The sequence below is a fragment of the Flavimaribacter sediminis genome (genome assembly GCF_019492055.1).
Taxonomy (GTDB): Bacteria; Pseudomonadota; Alphaproteobacteria; order Rhizobiales; family Rhizobiaceae; genus Flavimaribacter; species Flavimaribacter sediminis.
The window spans coordinates 74,161-91,862 of record NZ_JAICBX010000001.1; the positions used below are offsets into that span (position 1 = coordinate 74,161).

A 17,702-nucleotide genomic window follows, 5' to 3' on the forward strand; every position below is an offset into this window, starting at 1 on the left:
TCAATTCCAGGACCAACGGCGCCAGAAGGCAACGTCAGGTCTGATGACTATTCCATGGAAAGTGGCTGATTATGCGTTCCGGGGCGGTTTGGGCGCCGCGCGCCGCGTCGAGCAGCACTTTGGGCGATCGCAGGGATTCACCGCGCCAGGCAATGTACTGATCCGGACGGACGAGCGCGTATCGCGTTCGGTAGAGCGCGCTGACGGCGAGACTTTCGGGCGCGTAAATGGTCAGCGGCATACCGATGGCTCTTGCCGCCTCTATCAGGTCCTGCTCCTGGTCCTCCAGGGGCTGGTCCAGTCGCAGGAGCGTGAACCCCTTGCCGAAATGATCGTAGAGCGACGATCCGTCGGGCAGCCACGCATGGGGCGCCAGAGACCCGGGACAAGTGGATGGCCTGTATTGGGTTACCGAGAAGGCTGGCGGTTTGTCGCCCTTCTCGGAAAGTATCACCGGCGACTCATATCGATAGCCGAGGACGACGCCGAGCGGGTAAAATTCGGGCGCTTTCACCTGTTTCACGGCTTCAGCGGCTTCGCTGCGCCGGGTTGCGCCTTCCTGCGTGTCATCATCGAGAGCAGATGAGAGGAACTGCTTGCTCAGCGCGTTGGCGTTTTCCGTCGAGGTTTCAAGCACCTTTTGATGCAATGGTTTGCGTTCGGTCTCGTAGCTGTCCAGCAGCGTTCTGTCCGCCCAGCCGTCGAGCACGCCGGCAATCTTCCAGCCGAGATCGACGGCGTCGCCAATACCGAGATTAACACCGTGGCCGCCGAATGGTGAATGCAGGTGACAGGCGTCTCCGGCCAGAAAGACGTCGCCGCCGCCGTAGCGCTCGGCAAGAAGCTCGTGAGCGCTCCAGTCGTCGCGCCCCAGCACTTCAACGGGATAGTTGCGCCCAATCGATTGTCTGACCAATTCCAGCAAGGTTTCGCTGTCTGCTTCCTTGTTTCCGACAGCGCTTATGCCCCAAAACCAGACATCATTGGTGTCCATCGGACCCATGATGCACGGGGCTTCCGGGTTGACGAGAAAATGAAGCAGCGCCTGCTGGTCGCCAAGGTCGTCGTTCAGCCCCGGAATGCGCAGGATTAGGGTCGTAAACGATTCGATTGAACTTGCGCCGCTCATGGTGACGCCGAGAGTCTTGCGCACCGTGCTGTCTGCGCCGTCGGCGCCAACAAGAAAACGCCCCTCGAGAGTGACGACTTCGTCCGTCTCCAAATTGCGCGCCGACGCCGCGACGCCGCCATCCTTGTGCTGCTGGAGGCTCTCCAGTCGATGCCGGAACTTGACGTTGGCCAGAGGCTGCTTGCGCAGATGGTCAAGCAGAACGCCTTCTATGGAGGATTGCGGGATGAAATCCGCGCGTTCCGGGAAACGGTCGTCACGAATTGGGGACAAGCAGAAGGCGTTGTCGAAGAAGTAAATGTCTTTGCCGAAAAGTCTGGTCGAATATCGGACGCGTCGCGGAAAATCTGTCGTGAAAGGAGATTGCCACCGCATAAGGCCGGAAAGCCCCCATCGCCGCAAATGCGCCATGGTGCGCACGTCAGCAATTTTTGAGCGAGTCTCTTTTCCGATCTGCTCGTTCTGTTCAATGACGCAGACGGTGCGGCCGCGCGATGTCAGTTCCGTCGCAAGCGCCAGCCCCACAGGTCCCGCTCCGGTAACGACCACATCATATTGCTTTGCAGTCACCTAGTTACCCTCCGGTCGGACTGCGGTGGGGCTTTTCAGCGATCACGAAGACCGTACCGAAACCGCCTGGTCCAGGTCGTTACAGGCGACAATCGCTTCAAATCTTCTGAAAACCGTAATGCGAGCCTAACAGACCGCGGACCGTAAGAATTCGAACTGGCCACCACCATACCGAGTGTGTAAATGTACTAATAACTTACAAGTGTATTACCTTAAGTTTCACCGTCGCCTTTTTACATGCATAGTAAACCTGTAAGAATGAAAAAAAGAAATTGTCAATAAAAAAAGATTTTTGGTGATCATGGATCGCTGGAAAGCAGAAACCCGTGGAAGACCCGACAGCGCATAAAAGCCTGACCGCCCTTACCTATGAACGTATTCGTATGGCCATTGTCACCGCGCGTTACAGGCCGGGTGAAAAACTGCGGATCGATTCTTTGAAGAAGGAATTCGACGCGAGTACCGGCGCCGTGCGGGAAGCGCTGGCGAGGCTTACCTCGGAGGGCCTTGTGACGGCGGAGCCGCAGAAGGGATTCATGGCTTCGCTGATTTCACGCAAGGAACTGACGGATCTGACCGATGCGCGTGTCGTCATTGAACAGATATGCCTGGAATCCTCGATAAGGAATGGCGACATTGCGTGGGAAGGACGCGTGCTTTCGATTGCGCACCAGTTAACGAAGCTTAAAGTCGTCAACATCGCGACGAAAGGCCGCGATGTGGAATGGCATCGTTGCCACGAAAAGTTTCACGACGAGTTGACGTCGGGATGCGCGAACGATTGGTGGTTGAAACTGCGCCAGCAACTCTACGTCCAGTCCGAGCGTTACCGGCGACTGTCCGGCCCCTTTGGAGATGCCGACAGGGATGTCGACGCCGAACACAGGACCATTGTCGACGCCGTTCTGGAGCGTGATGTGGATAAAGCGAAAGAACTGATGGCGAACCATCTTCGCCTGACCGCCGAAAACCTGCTAAAGTCGGAAATTCCTTTCTCCGCGCCTCTGGCTCCAGCAAATGCATAGTTTGAAAACTATTCTCCAGTCAGGCCGCGAGGCTGCGCAGAGCGCATGAACGACACCGCGTCCGCCGCTATGCCCACCAGGGGCTATCGCTGGGTTCTGCTGGGCGGCATCTGGCTTATCTACTTCTGCTTCGGCCTGATCGCGGCGTCCATGGCGCCGCTGTTGTCCCGCATCGCGCTCGATCTCGACATCGACTATGCGACGATCGGTACGATCCTCGGCGCCTGGCCGCTGGTCTATATCGCAGCCGCCATTCCGTGCGGGGCCTTGCTCGATACGATGTCTCCGCGCCTGACCATGTTCATCGGCTGCGTCATCATCGGTCTTTCCGGAGTGTTGCGCGGCGTCGCCCAGTCCGATCTGACCATGTTTCTGGCTGTTGGCGTTTTTGGCGTTGGCGGACCGCTGATTTCGATCGGCGCGCCGAAACTCATCTCACTCTGGTTCGACGACAAGACCCGCGGCGCGGCAATGGGCCTCTATATTACCGGACCGGCGCTCGGAAACGCGGTTGCGCTTGCTGCGACCAACAGCCTGGTGCTGCCGCTTGCCGGCGGAGACTGGCGGACGGTGATGTTTGTCTACGCCGCTATCGCTTTCGTTATTTCCATCCTTTGGCTCGCCATCTCCAGCCATCCCGACGCCGGCGATTCAAAGCTGCATTCCGACGGGGTGCAGTTCAGTTTCCGCGCGATTTCAGAGATTCTTTCCGTGCCCACCGTCAGAATTGTGCTCCTGATGGCGATCGGCGTGTTCTTCATCAACCACGGCATCAACAACTGGCTGCCGGAAATGCTCCGGCTCAAGGGGCAATCCGCGGCCGAGGCCGGATTCTGGTCTTCCATCCCGACGATCGTCGGCATTGCAGGCTCGCTGCTTATTCCGCGATTCGCCACGCCGGAAAGACGCATTCCCTTACTGCTCGGACTGTTCATCTCCGTTCTGTTGTCGAGCCTGCTGTTGCAGGCGTCGACAAGCGCGCCGCTCTTTGCAGCTCTCATCCTGTTTGGCGTCGGCCGTGGCGCGCTGATAGCGGTGGTGATGCTGGTGCTGATGTCATCGCCCGACGTGCCGAGGCGCCGGCTGGGGCTCGCCGGCGGCATGTTCTTCGTCGCCGCCGAAATGGGCGGCGTGCTCGGTCCCGTCACTATGGGCGTCCTGTCCGACTGGACGGGCGGGTTCTCGGCGCCGGTACTCGCCATCACCGCTGTCAGCCTGGGGCTTGTCCTGCTCGCGTCGTTTCTGCTCTTGCGCGGACGGGCGTCAGCTTCCTGAGAACTCTTCCGCGAGTGCGCTCGCCTGGCGCACAAGCAGGCTCGCATCGACATCCACCGCCGTGAACACCGTGCCGATGTCGATGCATCGTTTCGCGAAATCCCTGTCGAGCGTCAGGATGCCTGCGGGCTTGCCGGCCTTGCGGATCCTTTTGATGGCGTCTTCCACGGCGGCCACGACCTCGGGATGTCCGTGTTCGCCGGGAAAGCCCATGCTGGCTGCGAGATCCGCCGGACCGATGAAGATCCCGTCGATCCCGTCCAGCGCTGCGATCGCCTCGATTTCGTCGAGCGCCGAGCGGGTTTCGACCTGCACGATCAGGCACAGCTCGTCGGCCGCCAGTTTGGCGTAATTTTTGATCTTGCCGAAACGGGTGGCGCGGGTGGAGCCGGCGACGCCGCGGATGCCGGCCGGCGGGTAGCGCACGGCCGCAACCGCCTCTTCGGCCTCTTTCCTGTTCTGGACATAGGGCACGAGCAGGGATTGGGCGCCGATATCGAGAATCCGCTTGATCAGGACGGCGTCGTTGCTGGCCACGCGAACCATTGGAGAAACAGGGTAGGGCGCGACGGCCTGCAACTGGTCGAGAACGGTTACAGGGTCGGCGGGCGAGTGTTCCGTATCGAACAGGATCCAGTCGAAACCGCATGTCGCAAGGGCCTCGGCCGTATAGGCCGAAGGCAAAGTGCACCAGATCCCGATCTGCTGCTTGCCTGCGGCGATGGCGTGCTTGAAATTGTTTTTCGGCAGTTCCATGGCGCTTTCTTCCTTATAATGCTTCGGATTGTGGCCATCGCCACATATGCACCATCTGGCGCAGTTAATCCGTCAGATGTATCTACTTGTGCGCAAGTGTGAAGATCAACACCAATCGGAGCTAGCAAATGCAACCGAACATGAAGACTTTCCTGGAAGAGCGTCGACGCGTGCTCGCCGCCCTTGCGGGTGTCGCGGGTTCGCTGCTTTTCACCGGCGGCGCCCGCGCCGAAGATTCCGTCGGCAAGGTCGGCCTGTTGAGCGGCCGCGCGACAGCTGTGCGCGGTTCGTTGGACGTCGCGCTCGAGAAGGGTTCCGAACTCGAAATCGGGGATCTTGTGAAGACGGATGTCCGCACCATCGTGGAACTGCTGCTCGGACAGCGCACCACGATCAGGCTTGGAGAGAGCGCGGAGCTCCTGATCGATTCCTTTGTCATGAACATGCGCGGCAGTTTCGACCTGATGCAGGGCGCGATGTTCTTCGACAGGCCGGAAGACGAGCCGAGATCCGATGTGATGATTCGGACGGTGTTCGGTCGGCTCGGCGTGCGCGGCACCCGGTTTTTCGCCGGTCCCAACCGGGGCGTCTTTGCTGTATTCGTGGAGCGCGGCGCCGTCGTCGTCGCGGCAGGCGGCGAAACCGTCACGCTCGGGCCCGGCGACGGGGTGAACATACCCGAGCCCGGCGCGCCGCCGGAAGACGTCGTGCAATGGGGCCAGGGACGCATTGACGAGGTTTACGCCAGCGTCGGGCTTTGATCCGGCGACGGCGGCCGCTTTTGCCCGTTGGAAGGCGTAAACACATGCATGGCGCCGATGCCGCGTAGCTCGGTCTCGCCGAGATCGATCAGGTCGCGTTCGGGCATCAGGGAACGCGCCCTTTCGCCCACGAGGATCGAGGTTTTGAACATCTTGTTCGCCTGTTCCAGCCGCGCCGCCATGTTGATGGACGAGCCGAAGGCCGCATAATCGACCCGGTCGGTGTCGCCGACGTCTCCAAGCACCACTTCGCCGGATTCGATGCCGATGCGGGTTCGGCCAAGACCGTGATCGATCGCCGGCGACGTTTTGCGGAAGCTTTCGGAGAAGCTGATGATTTGGGTCGCGCAGTCGAGGGCGGCGTCTGCGTGTCGTTCTAGCTCGAGCGGCGCATTGAAAATGGCGTGAACGCCGTCGCCCGTTGTTTTGTCGACCATGCCGCCATGGGCGATAATGATCCTGGTCAGACCGGCGAAGTAGCGATCGAGTATGTCGATAAGCTGCTCCGGCGTCGTGCGCTCCGAAAAGCCGGAAAAGTCTTCCAGATCGCTGATGAGCGACGTCGCCAGGCGCCGTTCTCCACGCAGTTTCAGCAAATCGGGCTCGTTGACGAGCTTGGACACGAGCGCTGCGGGCATGCGTTGTTCGAACCGGTTGCGGATAAGGGTTTCGGCGGCCCGAACAGCCGAGTATTCGAAGGCCGCGCCGGCGACCGAACCGGCGATCACGGTGACAAGCGGCAGCGTTGGCCAAACGATGATGTTGAATACGTGAAACAGAAAGGCGCAGGTTGCGAGCCAGATGGCTATCAGCAGCACGACCACGGCGGGCACAGCGATCGGGCGCACCGTGGAACAGTAAAACGCCATCACAACGCCAAGCGCGATCGCGACAAACAGCGTCGCCGCTTTCGCCCAGCCGGGAACATAGAGGCTTGATCCAGTCACGATGCTGGCGACGGCGTCGGCGTGGATCTGCACTGAGGGCATCAGGGGATCGCCGGGAACGGGTCGCAGACCTCCAAGTTCCGGCGCGCTGGATCCGATGAAAACGATCCGGTCGCTGAATACGTCGCTTTCGATTGCGCCGTTCAGCACGTCTGCGGCCGAAACAGTGCGGTCGCTGCGCTGTTGGCTGGTTGCGAATCGAGGCCGCAAGCTGCCGCTCCTGTCGATCCGCGCATGACGGTCGCCGAGCCTGATTTCGTTTGGATTCCCGAGCAGGAAAATCGCGGTCGGCGGCAGCGTCAGCCGAAGCGTGTCGACGGGCAGCGAGGCGTATCCGGCGCCTGCGATGCCGACAGCCACGGGCACAGAACGAATTCGTCCATCGAAGCCGCCCGTCAGCGAAAGCGTCGAATTGCCGGCGGCTGCGTCGAGATAGACGCTGCATGACGCGTCGGCGCCATTGGCGATCCAGAGATCCGGCACTTCGAGACTTCTCTCCAGAACCATCGTGTTTGCGGCCGGCGGCGCTCCACCGGTTTTGTCAGACAGCAGGAAACCCATCGAAACGGGCGTTTCCCGAAGCGCCCGCGTCAGGCGCTGTACATCCGGATCGGACGGATCGCAGGGTTCGCCGAGGACAAGATCGAGACCGATCGACGACGCCCCCGATTTTCCGATTGTTTCGATCAAGTCCGCGAAGCGTGCGCGTGAAATCCGGCGCCCGCCGATTTCCGCGAGGCTTTCGCTGTCGATATCGACAACGAGTACGCGATCGGTGTCCGGGGGCGGCCTCAGGGACGCGATCGTGTCGATGATAGCGTAGTTGAAGCGATCCGTGATGCTGGCGGGGGAAAATACCCAAAGCACGGCGAAGAGGGCCGCAATGACCGCCCCCTTTACCCCCGAACCCAGTTCCCTTCGGCGCATCAACATAATGGCAATTCCAGTTCGCCGGCGCCGTCAGCAACCATCGCGAAATGCAGGCGCGGCGGGCTCGCGTCACTTTTACGCGCTATTCGCAGGGAAATGCAAAAGTCTCGCCTCCGACTGCAATATTTTGTAGGTCAATGGAGACGTCGAATGCATGTCCGTTTGTTGAAGGAGAAGAAAAGTGCGCCGTCCCTGCTTGTATTTGATCCTGGCGATGCTTGCTTCGAGTCTGCTCCTCGGCGCGGCGCATACAGCGGCGGCGCAGGGGGAAAACGGCCAGGCCGCGATCGCGGCTGGCGACCATACCATCGGCGACACCGAGATCGAAGACCGGATTCGCCGCATTTACAACGAAATCGCGGGTTTGCAGGACGTTGCTGTTTCCGTGCGGGCGGGCGTGGTGCGATTGACCGGAAAGGTCGCGGAACTGCAGGTGGCGACGCAGGCGGAAGCGTTGGCGTCACGCGTCGAGGGCGTGGTCGCCGTCACCAATGAAATCGAGGAGGAGACGTCGGTATCGGAGAGACTGGTGCCGGTCTATGATCGTCTGGAGACGCGGCTTTTTCAGTCGATCAACTATTTTCCGCTGTTTCTCGTCGCTCTGTTTTTCTGGGCCGCCGTCACGGGCGTCGGTGTTCTGATCGCCCACTGGGAGTGGCCGTGGAACCGCATTGCGCCCAACGCCTTCATCGCCAATCTGATCCGGCAGCTTGTCCGCATCGTCTTCTTCGTGATCGGCGCGGTGCTGGCGCTGGATATCCTTGGAGCGACCGCGCTGCTGGGCACGATCCTCGGCGCAGCCGGCATCATTGGTCTGGCGGTTGGCTTCGCCGTGCGCGACACGGTCGAAAACTACATCGCCAGTATTCTGCTCAGCGTGCGGCAGCCGTTCCGACCCAAGGATTTTATTGCGATCGAAGGCTATGAAGGCCTCGTCATCAGCCTCACGTCCCGCGCCACCATATTGATGGAGCAGGATGGCAACCACATTCGCATCCCCAATTCCACGGTCTTCAAGGGCAATATCGTCAACTATTCGACCAATCCGGATCGCCGGTTCCTCTTCAAGATCGGAGTTGGTCCCGATTGCGATATCGACAAGGCGCTTGAGACCGGGAAACGCACGATCAGGGATCTCGATTTCGTTCTCGACGACCCCGTCGCGGATGGATGGATTGACGATTTCGGCGATTCCACGGTGGTTTTATGTTTTACCGGCTGGATCAACCAGACGGAGACCGATTTTCTGAAAGCTAGGTCGGAAGCCATGCGTCTCGTCAAACGGGCGCTCGAGGCAAGTGGATTCGAACTGCCGGAACCGACATACCGGCTGCGCGTTGACGGTGGTGTCGCGGGCGGCGAACTGCCGCGCCTGACATCGACGGACACGGACAGGGCGGAGAGAAAGTCAATCGAACGCGCAAAGGCCGAATCGGCCACGCCGAAAAACACCAGCGCCGATCACGATCTCGAGCGGCGGGTGGAAGAGGAGCGCGATGCCCGTTTGAAGGGCGATCTCCTTGATGTCGCCGCGCCGAAGGAATATGGCGATTCCTGACGGTCCGTTTCGTGCGTACCGACCGGATCCCCGACGGGGACCGGAAATAACTTATCGGAGTAGAAAATGATCAAATCGAATATTATGAAAACGGCTGCGGTCGCAGCGGTGCTGGGTCTGCCTTTCGCCACTGCCGCGAAGGCGGACAACGTGGAAGTCGGCGCCCTGGACTGCACTGTCAGCGGCGGCGAAGGATTCATCTTCAAATCGACAAAGGAACTTGCCTGCACGTTCAAGTCCATCGACGGCAGCCGCCCGGTCGACACCTATGCCGGCTCGATCACCAAATACGGTCTCGACATCGGCAAGACCGACAAGGCTCTGATCAGCTGGGTCGTTTTCGCTCCGACGGGTGAAAACACGCCTCCCGGCGCGCTTGCCGGCGAATACGGCGGCGTGAGCGCCGAGGCGACCATCGGCGCCGGTCTCGGCGCAAATGTGCTTGTTGGCGGGCTTGAGAAGAGCATCGCCCTGCAGCCGGTGAGCGTCTCCGCCCAGACGGGTCTGAATTTCGCGCTTGCCATCAGCGAGCTGAAGCTGACCGACATTCCTGACTGATGTCAGCATGCACGCCCCTCGACAGTTCTGTCGAGGGGCGTGCAACAATGCGGGCGTTACAGGATGATGATCAAGACAATGAGAACAGCGCAGACGGCGCCAATCGCCCCCGTAATGCGCCAGTAATTGCCCGACGCCCTCTTTATTCGAGACATGTTCTCGATGGATTCAGGATCGCACGGATCCCGTTTCTTTACGGCTTTCTTCTTTTCACCCGTTCCAGTGATATCCGTCATGACAGACCTCCTTGCAGGCTGTGATGGATTAAAGCTTGGCGCGCCGAAAAGTTCCCGAAATCAGGCCTTTTCAGGGCCCCGCGCTCTACCTTCGTCAGTCCTTGATGAAACCAATTCAGGCCATCGGCGTTAACTATTCATCAAAGGAGGCTAACGATGCCGCACCTGAAAGCCATGAAAGCACTGTTCATTTTCGCAGGCGTCGCGCTGACGCCGGCGGCTGCTCTGGCGGCCGACGACGAAGCGCATCCGGCAAACGATTCGGTTCTCGGATTGACTGTCGTGTCTGAAAGGGGAACCCCGCTGGGTTACGTGCTGGACGCTCCAGTCGATGATCAGGGCGTCATCGAAACGATCGAGGTCGCGGAGTTTCACACAGACGAAACTGTTCAGGTGACCTTCAGCGTCGACGCCAAGCGCGTGCTTCGCGTGGATGACCTGCAGGTGGTCATCCGGCCTTCCGACATCGAAAGCATTCCGGTCGCCAGGAACCGCGTAACGCGGACCGGGGCCGAGGGCTGATCAAAACGGAGATAGAGATGGTTACTGCTCTGAGTTTACTCGCAATTCTTGTAGCCGGGATGTTTCTCGGCACGATGAGCGCGGCGATCATGAAGATGCGTGAAGAAGACGAAGCACGGGCGCATTTTGTGGCCCGCCACGCAAAATTTCGGAACTTCTACCGCGCTTGACGGTTTGGTTTCTGTCAGCGGCTAACACTAACGGAGCGATCAATGGAATTTCTGTTTGGTATTCTGGTACTCATTCTCGACATCTATGCGATTATCAAGGTTATCCAGAGCGGCGCAACCACCGGCGCCAAGGTGCTTTGGATACTTGGTATCATCATCTTCCCGATCGTCGGCTTCATTGTCTGGCTGATCGCCGGCCCGAAGGCGCCAGGAAGCGTGACGGTCTGAGAATAGCTGTAACGCACTCGACGGCCCGGAAATTTCCGGGCCGTTTTGATTCGGGCAGATTGCGCTTCCACCGTCGGGTCCTTATGGTCCGGTCTGCAATTCAAGGTCGGAGATTGGCGTGGCAGTCAGCGCGGAAAAGCAGAGCCTGTGGGACCAGAGGTTTCTCGCCCTCAGCAATCACATTTCACAGTGGACCGAAGACCGGAATTTCAAGGTCGGCGCCGTTATTGTCGGGCCCGCGCTTGAGATCCGTTCCACAGGCTACAATGGTCTGCCGCGCGGCGTGAAGGACGATGACGACAGCCGCTTCGATCGTCCAAGCGGCGAAAAATTCTTCTGGTTCGAACACGCCGAACGCAATGCGATCTACAATGCGGCGAGAGCAGGAACGCCTGTTGATGGCTGCACGATTTATGTGAACCGTTTTCCCTGTTCGGATTGTGCCCGTTCCATCATCCAGTCGGGCATTTCCCGGGTGTGTTGCCCCGCCAAACCGGAATTCGACGGGGCGCTGGATCACAGTTTCGACGTTTCCGAAATCATGCTCAGGGAAGCGGGCGTCAAACTCGATACTCTGGAAATCGAATAGTCTGGCGGTTTGTGGGTCGCCCGATTCAATACAGTTCCACGACATCCTGAATCTTGAAGTTTGCGTTGCCAACCTGGGTGATGTCGGCGATCACGAATGACGAAGCGGCGATTTGCACATAGAAGTCTGTGTCCGATCCGTCCTTGAAGACGATCTCCAGGTCATCGAGACTGTCGACGCCGTAGGCGTCCATCGAGATGTGGATCGTTTCACCGTCGGCGATGCAGAGGTCCGCGATCTCGTTGCTGCCGCCATTGAGGTAGAACGTATCGACGCCGCCGCCGCCCTTCAGCCAGTCGTCTCCGGTGCCTGACACGATGATGTTGGCCTCGTCCGTTCCCCAGATCTGGTCGTCGAAGTCGCTTCCGATGTAGTTCTGGATGTTCTTCAGGTCATCGGAGAAACTTCCGGATTCGGAATACGCCTTGACGCCGAACCACATGACGATGCCTTCGGTACTGTCTGCGTAGGAAACAGTGTTGTTGCCTTCGCCGCCGTCGATGACGTTCTTCCCGGCGCCCGCCACGAACAGATTGTCGCTGGAGCTTCCCGTCATGACGTCGTCGCCCGACTCCGCCCACCGGTCCATCGCCTCTTGCCGGTCCAGATCGGCGTCGAACTGGTAGCCGGCGTAAATCTTGTCGAGATTGATGCCGAAGGCCTCGTAAGGGTTGACGATACCGTCACCGGTTTCCACCGCTCCGTTTGCGCCTTCGCCGTCAACAGTGATCCGGTCGAGGAGTTCCTCGGCCGTCCAGCCATCTCCCTGGACGCTGACCAGGGTGATGACGTTGCCGGTCTGGCCGTCGATTATGAAGAAGCGGTTGCCACCGAACTGCTCGATGACGAGATCGTCGAATCCTGTAAGGCCATAGGCGTTGCTGGAAATGTGGATCACCTCGCCTTCGGCGATCGAGAAATCCATGATCCAGTGTTCGTAACCGCCGCGCAGCACGAAGTTGTCGACACCGTCTCCGCCGGTGATGTTGGTGAACCCGCTTCGGCCGGCATAGAGCCAGTTGGCTGATCCGTCTCCCGTAAGCGCGCCGCCCTTGTCATCGTCGGCGAAAAGCTTGGTCGGTATGTCGAAATCGATGGAAAACGACTTGCCTGTCATATTCTGCAGGATCGCAATCGTTTCGCCGGTTGCCGCGATCCTGAGATAGCCGTTTCCGTCGGCGTCGGGCCCCTCATAGATGAGCTCATCCCGTCCGGTTATCCCGTAGGCTTCATAGTCGACCTCGATATGGTCTTCGCCAGGTTCAAAGTCGACGATCGTGTTCTCGCCGCCGTCCAGGATGAACAGGTCTCGGCCTTCTCCACCTTCCAGGATGTCGTCGCCTTCTCCGCCGACAAGCACGTCGGCTCCGGCGCCGCCGAACAGGTAGTCGTTGCCGCCGCCGCCCATCAGCGTGTTCGACTGATGGTCGCCGCGGATGGTGTCGTCATACTCGGTGCCGCGAATATTCTCGATGCTGTAGTTGCGGTCGACGCCGATGACGTCAGTAAGCACGCCATTGAGTTCCATCTTGTAGGCGTGGCCGTTGACGACCTCGTAATACTGGTCGCCATTGTTGTCGAAATAGGTGACTGACATATCGACATCGATGCCGCGATTGGCGGTCACGTAGGAAGCCGTGTCGTTGCCGTCTCCGCCGTAGAGGAAGTTGTTTCCGCCTCCGCCATAGAACACGTCGTCGCCGCCAAAGCCGTGCAGCGTGTCGTTGCCGTCGTTGCTGGTGGTATAGCCATCCGGGGTGTAGCCGTAGAGGGTATCGCCGTACTGCGTTCCCAGGATCAGGTCGTCCGACACCGTGCCCTCCACGGTGAAGCCGCCATGGGCGCCGAGGATGAGAAAGGAGCCGTCGCCGATCCCGGCCAGTTGCTCGGGGTCGATGCCTTCGAGAGGGGTAGGTCCGTTGATGCCCCTGTAAACGCCGTCCGGGGTGATCAGGATGGCATTCTGCTTCAGCGCCTCGGTGAAGGCGGCCTTCTCGGCCGTATCGAGGCTCGATCCCAGTCCGAGTTCCTCCGCCAGCGCATCGAACTTGACCGTCAGGATCTTGTCGGCGGTGTTTTCGAGGTCCTGGGTGAAACTGAAGTCGCTGACGAAATTATAGTCCTCGGAAAGGAAAATGCCCTGCTTGGAACTGCCGTCCAGCGGGAAGATGATGACGTCCCGCGTCGGATCGAAATCGGTGATCTCGACGAAGGCGGCCTTCGGAGCCGGAATGACTTTGGTGCCTCCGGTGGAAAAAAGGGCTGTTATGAGGTTCGACACAACAGGGAACAAGCCTCGAGTGGCCTTGCTGCCGCTGAGTCCGATAAGGCCCAGGTCGCCCGCCGTTTGGCCGAACGCACCGGCGAGTTCGGAGCTCCAGTGGCCCCAGTCGAAATGCGTGTAGGTGGGGCCTTCCAGTTCCCCGATGACAAAGGTGTCGAAACCCTCGCCGCCGGTGAGCGTGTCGCCTTCATTGTCTTGGAGCGGACCGGTGAACAGCCAGTCGTTGCCGCTGCCTCCGAAAAGCATATCCGCGCCGGCGCCGCCATAGAGGAAATCGTTTCCGGATCCGCCATACAGCCAGTCGTCGCTACCGTAGCCGTAAATGATATCGTCGCCTTCTCCACCATAAATTGTATCACCGATACCGCCTTGCTTGATGATGACCTTGTTCGTGTTTCCCGGACTATATTCAATGTAGTAGGTCCTGGAGTAGTCATCGTTTCCGTGAATCACGTCGTCGCCGTCGGTTCCTATGATCGTGGAATAGGCATAATGACGGGTGATGAACGACAGGAAACCGCCGGGGACCGTGTCCCAGCTATTATCGAAATAGGTGTCGGACATCTGGTAGGTGCCCTTGCTGCTGAACTGGAAATCTTGCCCCAGTTCCCATTCCCACCACTTTCTGATCTGGCCGCCGTCGTCAGGCTCGATCCAATGTTCATCCCATTGATATGCAGACATAAAATTGTCCTCCTTGGTCGTGATACAATAATGTCGGGCAAAATCGCCACGCCATTGGTGCTGGCTTTAGACACAGGAAATGTGTTCGATCAATGCCGCTTGCACCATCATGGACGAGATTTAATCCAGGGGTTAGTCGCCGGTAATGTTTCGACCTGAGATTGTGCCAGGACCTCCAGTCACTGCGCAAGCAGCACCGGGTCGGACCAATGTTCGGGATGCAGGGGCGTGGGTCCGCCGGAGGCGTGCTCCTGGTCGCGCGAGGCGCAGGATGCTGTCTCCGGCGGATTGGATTGACTGCAACCTTGAGTAAAACATCTATGATGTTCATGGCCGGTTGCAGGTCGAAAGAGCTCTAATACAGTTCCACGAAATCCTGGATCTTGAAGTTGGCGTTGCCGACCTGGGTGATGTCGGCGATCACGAACGACGAACCGGCGATTTGCACATAGAAGTCTGTGTCCGATCCGTCCTTGAAGACGATCTCGAGGTCATCGAAACTGTCGACGCCGTAGACGTCCATCGAGATGTGGATCGTTTCACCGTCGACGATGCAGAGGTCCGCGATCTCGTTGCTGCCGCCATTGAGGTAGAACGCATCGACGCCGCCGTCGCCTTTCAGCCAGTCGTCTCCGGCGCCCGACACGATGATGTTGTCCTGGTCGCTGCCCCAGATCCGGTCGTCGAAGTCGCTTCCGATATAGTTCTGGATGTTTTTCAACTCGTCGGAGGCGCTTCTGGAATCGGTGTAGGCCGCCATGCCGAACCAGACGGTGACGCCCTCTGCGCTGTCCGCATAGGAGACGGTATTGTTGCCGCCGCCGCCGTCGATAACGTTGTTTCCGGCCCCAGCTACGAAGAGCTCGTCGGCCGACGAACCCGTCATGACGTCATCGCCGGACTCCGCCCACCGTGCCACGACTTCTTCCCGGTCCAGTTCGGAGTCGAACTGGTAGCCGGCGTAGGTCCGTTCGACATTCACGCCGTAGATATTGAGCGGGTGTGTCGGTCCGGTCTCCTCTGAATCGGCTACATCGTCATTGTAGCGGACCCCGTCGAGGTAGATCTGCCCCAGCAGATCCTCGGCCGTGGCCTGAGATCCCTGGACGGAGATCAGCGTTATGGGATTTCCTTCGGCGTCGAAAATGAAAAAGCGGTTCGCGCCGAACTGCTGGATGACGAGGTCGTCGAACCCGGAAAGCCCGTAGGCATCTCCCGAGATATGGATTTCTTCACGTTCGGCGACCGAGAAATCCATGATCCAGTGTTCATAGCCGCCGCGCAAAATGAAAGTGTCGACGCCGTCGCCGCCGGTGAGGTTGGTGAAGCCGCCTCGGCCGGCGAACAGCCAGTTGACGTTTGCGTCTCCCGTCAGGCTGCTTGCGTTGTCGTCGTCGGCGAACAGCTTTTCTGGAATGTCCACCTCCATGGAGAAGGTTTTTCCCGTCATGTTCTGAAGGATGGCGATCGTCTCGCCGGTCGCGGCGATCTGCAGATAGCCGTTTCCGTCGGCGTCAGGCCCGACATAGACGAGGTCGTCGCGGCCGGATACGCCATAGGCCTCGTAGTCGACCTGGATGTGGTCTTCGCCCGGTTCAAAGTCGACGATCGTATTCTCGCCGCCGTCCAGGATGAACAGGTCGCGGCCTCTGCCGCCTTCCAGCGTATCGTCGCCTTCGCCTCCGGCCAGGACGTCGTCCCCGTCGTCGCCGAACAGGTAGTCGTCGCCGCCGCCGCCCATCAGGGTGTTCGAATTCGCGTCTCCACGAATGTCGTCGTCGAACTCTGTTCCCCTGATGCTCTCGATACTGTAATTGCGGTCGACGCCGATCACTTCCTTTAAGACACCGTCTATCTGGTCCTTGTAGGCGTGGCCATTGACGACCTCGTAATACTCGTCGCCATTGGCGTCAAAATAGGTTTCCGTCATGTCGACGGTAATGCCGCGATTGGCGCTGACGTAGGAAGCCGTGTCGTTGCCGTCTCCGCCATAGAGCTTGTTCCTGCCGCCGCCGGCCATGAAAAGATCGTCGCCGCCGAAGCCGTGAAGCGTGTCGTTGCCGTCATCGTCGGCCGTGTATCCGTCAGGTGTGTATCCGTAGAGCACATCGCCATACTGCGTTCCGAGGACGAGATCGTCAGACACAGTGCCTTCGACGGTGAAACCGCCATGGGCGCCGAGAATTAGAAACGAGCCTTCTCCGAGTTGCGCCAGCTTATCCAGATCGACGCCTTCGATCGGTTTCTGCCCGTTAATGCCCATATAGGCGCCGTCCGGCCGGATCAGGATGGCATTCTGCTTCAGCGCTTCGATGAAGGCGGCTTTTTCCGCCTCATCCAGGCTCGAGCCCAGTCCGAGTTCCTCGGCAAGTTCATCGAACTTGACCGTCAGGATTTTGTCGGCGGTGTTCTCGAGGTCCTGCGTGAAGCTGAAATCGCTGACGAAATTGTAGTCCTCGGTCAGGAATATGCCTTGCTTGGAGCTTCCGTCCAGCGGGAAGATGATGACGTCCCGCGTCGGATCGAAATCGGTGATCTCGACGAAGGCTGCGGAAGGCGGCGGAACCGTCTTGTCTTTTCCGGCTGCCTCGTAAGCGTTCATGAAATCGAGAAGCATGGGCACGACTTCCTTCATCACCTTGCTGCCGTTCCCGACAACGAACGCCAGATCGCTTAAATCCGTGAACAGACCTTTAAGCAGATCCGAACTCCATTCTCCCCAATTGAACGACTGGTGGAGGGATTGTTCTATCTCTCCGATAACGAAGGTGTCGAAGCCTTCGCCGCCTGTCAGTATGTCTCCCTCATTGTTCTTCAGACTGCCGGTGACAAGCCAGTCATTGCCGGTCCCGCCAATCAGGATGTCGGCGCCGGCGCCGCCGTGAAGGAAATCGTCGCCCGATCCGCCTTCCAGTCGATCGTTTCCGCCGTAACCGTAGATAATGTCGTTGCCTACGCCACCGTAGATTGTGTCTCCGATGCCGCCGTAGCTGATGGTGTATGTGTTTGTGGCGTTGCCGCCGGTGCTGACCACATACGTCTTGGAATAATCGTCATTCCCGTGGATGACGTCGTTGCCGTCAGTCCCGATGATTGTGGAGTAGGCCTGGTGCTTTTTGAGGAATGACAGGATTCCACCGGAACTGACATCCCAATTGTTTTCGAAATAGGTGTCGGTCATCTGGTAGGTTCCTTTGCTGCGGAACTCGATCTCCTGCCCTTCGTCCCAGGACCACCATTTCTTCAGTCGACCCCCGTTATCGGGTTCGACAATATGCTCATCCCATTGATATGTAGACATGATTATACGATCCTTCTCGAATTCCGAGTTTGGTGATTGTGTGATTTATGCTGGCTTGTGCGCGTCTGTATGGCCGCTGAGTTAGGCTGAACCGCGCGGTCGGGCAATCCGGTTTTCGCGATTGTGGAGGAGAATTAATCCAGCCTTAATCGCCATGTAATTCTACGCGCACTATGTGC

At 58.9% G+C, this 17,702-nt stretch carries 15 protein-coding genes; 9 read left to right on the forward strand and 6 right to left on the reverse strand.

What is annotated here, in order from left to right:
- Window positions 1-34: 34 nt before the first annotated feature.
- Window positions 35-1,699: an FAD-dependent monooxygenase gene (locus tag K1W69_RS00375; protein ID WP_220226354.1), complete on the reverse strand. Its 1,665-nt coding sequence runs from the start codon at window positions 1,697-1,699 to the stop codon at window positions 35-37.
- Window positions 1,700-2,025: 326 nt separating this feature from the next.
- Between K1W69_RS00375 and K1W69_RS00380 the strand changes: the two genes are divergently transcribed.
- Entirely contained in the window at window positions 2,026-2,724 is a 699-nt protein-coding gene (locus tag K1W69_RS00380) for a GntR family transcriptional regulator (RefSeq protein ID WP_220226355.1), read from the forward strand.
- Window positions 2,725-2,769: 45 nt separating this feature from the next.
- Window positions 2,770-3,999 carry an MFS transporter gene (locus K1W69_RS00385; protein WP_220226356.1) on the forward strand — a complete coding sequence of 410 codons (1,230 nt, stop codon included), beginning with the start codon at window positions 2,770-2,772 and terminating at the stop codon, window positions 3,997-3,999.
- Here K1W69_RS00385 and K1W69_RS00390 read toward each other — a convergent pair.
- Entirely contained in the window at window positions 3,988-4,755 is a 768-nt protein-coding gene (locus K1W69_RS00390; protein WP_220226357.1) for an HpcH/HpaI aldolase family protein, read from the reverse strand. The genes K1W69_RS00385 and K1W69_RS00390 overlap by 12 nt on opposite strands.
- Before the next feature lie 128 nt (window positions 4,756-4,883).
- Here K1W69_RS00390 and K1W69_RS00395 point away from each other — a divergent pair, with 128 nt between their 5' ends.
- Window positions 4,884-5,516 carry a FecR family protein gene (locus tag K1W69_RS00395; protein ID WP_220226358.1) on the forward strand — a complete coding sequence of 211 codons (633 nt, stop codon included), beginning with the start codon at window positions 4,884-4,886 and terminating at the stop codon, window positions 5,514-5,516.
- Here the strand turns inward: K1W69_RS00395 and K1W69_RS00400 are convergent.
- Window positions 5,495-7,396, reverse strand: coding sequence for a CHASE2 domain-containing protein (locus K1W69_RS00400; protein WP_220226359.1), 1,902 nt, complete (start codon window positions 7,394-7,396; stop codon window positions 5,495-5,497). The genes K1W69_RS00395 and K1W69_RS00400 overlap by 22 nt on opposite strands.
- A 211-nt stretch (window positions 7,397-7,607) precedes the next feature.
- On the opposite strand from K1W69_RS00400, the gene K1W69_RS00405 reads away from it, so the two are divergent.
- Window positions 7,608-8,951: a mechanosensitive ion channel family protein gene (locus K1W69_RS00405; RefSeq protein ID WP_220226360.1), complete on the forward strand. Its 1,344-nt coding sequence runs from the start codon at window positions 7,608-7,610 to the stop codon at window positions 8,949-8,951.
- Window positions 8,952-9,017: 66 nt separating this feature from the next.
- Window positions 9,018-9,509, forward strand: coding sequence for a DUF992 domain-containing protein (locus K1W69_RS00410; RefSeq protein ID WP_258570756.1), 492 nt, complete (start codon window positions 9,018-9,020; stop codon window positions 9,507-9,509).
- A 56-nt stretch (window positions 9,510-9,565) separates the two neighbouring features.
- Here K1W69_RS00410 and K1W69_RS00415 read toward each other — a convergent pair whose 3' ends face one another.
- Entirely contained in the window at window positions 9,566-9,745 is a 180-nt protein-coding gene (locus K1W69_RS00415; protein ID WP_220226361.1) for a hypothetical protein, read from the reverse strand.
- 156 nt (window positions 9,746-9,901) lie between these two features.
- Between K1W69_RS00415 and K1W69_RS00420 the strand changes: the two genes are divergently transcribed.
- The 4 genes from K1W69_RS00420 (at window position 9,902) to K1W69_RS00435 (ending at window position 11,254) form a co-directional block, all read left to right on the forward strand.
- On the forward strand, window positions 9,902-10,267 hold the full coding sequence (locus K1W69_RS00420) for a hypothetical protein (RefSeq protein ID WP_220226362.1): 366 nt from the start codon (window positions 9,902-9,904) through the stop codon (window positions 10,265-10,267).
- Between the two features lie 17 nt (window positions 10,268-10,284).
- Window positions 10,285-10,437: a hypothetical protein gene (locus K1W69_RS00425; protein WP_220226363.1), complete on the forward strand. Its 153-nt coding sequence runs from the start codon at window positions 10,285-10,287 to the stop codon at window positions 10,435-10,437.
- Window positions 10,438-10,479: 42 nt separating this feature from the next.
- Complete coding sequence (locus tag K1W69_RS00430; protein WP_220226364.1) at window positions 10,480-10,665, forward strand: PLDc N-terminal domain-containing protein; 186 nt, start codon at window positions 10,480-10,482, stop codon at window positions 10,663-10,665.
- A 118-nt stretch (window positions 10,666-10,783) separates the two neighbouring features.
- A complete protein-coding gene (locus tag K1W69_RS00435) occupies window positions 10,784-11,254 on the forward strand; it encodes a deoxycytidylate deaminase (RefSeq protein ID WP_220226365.1) in 471 nt (156 codons plus the stop codon).
- Between the two features lie 25 nt (window positions 11,255-11,279).
- Here K1W69_RS00435 and K1W69_RS27255 read toward each other — a convergent pair whose 3' ends face one another.
- Entirely contained in the window at window positions 11,280-14,222 is a 2,943-nt protein-coding gene (locus K1W69_RS27255; protein ID WP_220226366.1) for a calcium-binding protein, read from the reverse strand.
- Window positions 14,223-14,577: 355 nt separating this feature from the next.
- Window positions 14,578-17,523, reverse strand: a complete 2,946-nt coding sequence (locus tag K1W69_RS00445) for a calcium-binding protein (RefSeq protein WP_220226367.1) — start codon at window positions 17,521-17,523, stop codon at window positions 14,578-14,580.
- Window positions 17,524-17,702: the final 179 nt, after the last annotated feature.